This is a genomic window from Gordonia aquimaris (assembly GCF_026262595.1).
Lineage (GTDB): Bacteria > Actinomycetota > Actinomycetes > Mycobacteriales > Mycobacteriaceae > Gordonia > Gordonia tangerina.
The window spans coordinates 1-753 of sequence record NZ_JAPKFM010000085.1 but is presented as its reverse complement, the minus strand read 5'-3'; the positions used below and the strand labels follow the sequence as shown (position 1 = coordinate 753).

Genomic DNA, 753 nt, shown 5'->3' with positions numbered 1-753 from the left:
GTGTGCGACAACGACGAACGAACCCGCCAGCAGCGGGCCTCAGATGCGATGTTCGCCCTGTTGTCGGGCACACCGTTCGAATGCCTATGTGGTGTCGACACCTGCACCGCCGTGATTCCCGAGGCGACCACGGCGCCACCGGCGGATGCGAAGATCGTCATCCACGTCGTGTGTGACGAGGCCACCCTGGATGGTGCTGAGCATGCCGGATTCATCGACGGCTACGGCGTCATCGACGACGCGCATGTGCGGGACCTCGCCGCGCGTACCGATGCGGTCATCAAACATCTGGTACCCACTGACACCACACCGGACCCGGATGGCGGGTTCACCCTGGACGCCCATCTGCCGTCGGATCCGTATCGGCCGACGGCCGCGTTGGACGCCTTCATCCGAATTCGCGACGGCTATAGCGTGGTGCTAGGTAACGACACCCCCGCGTGGCGGGCCGATATCGATCACGTCGCCGAATACAACCATGCCGATCCGGGCCAGGGTGGTCAGACCGAACCGGACAATCTGAACGTCAAAGACCGCTTCTCCCACATCCGTAAGACGTTCGGGTCGTGGCTCGACGACCAGTACCGCGACCGCCACGGCCGGTTACGCACCGAGTTCATCACTCCCGAAGGCCTCGTCATCGGCGGCGATACCGAAAGCATGGAGAAACTGTTCCCCGGACTACGACGTATCCGATTCAAACCACCACCACCGGCGGCCGACAAAAGCACCGACACAACGACGCCGCCGCCG

The 753-nt window shown here is 63.5% G+C and carries 1 protein-coding gene; it reads left to right on the top strand.

Annotated features, from left to right (window positions below):
- Positions 1 to 753, top strand: a 753-nt coding sequence (locus OSB52_RS24685) for a DUF222 domain-containing protein (protein WP_266063972.1), incomplete at both ends; no start/stop codon positions are given.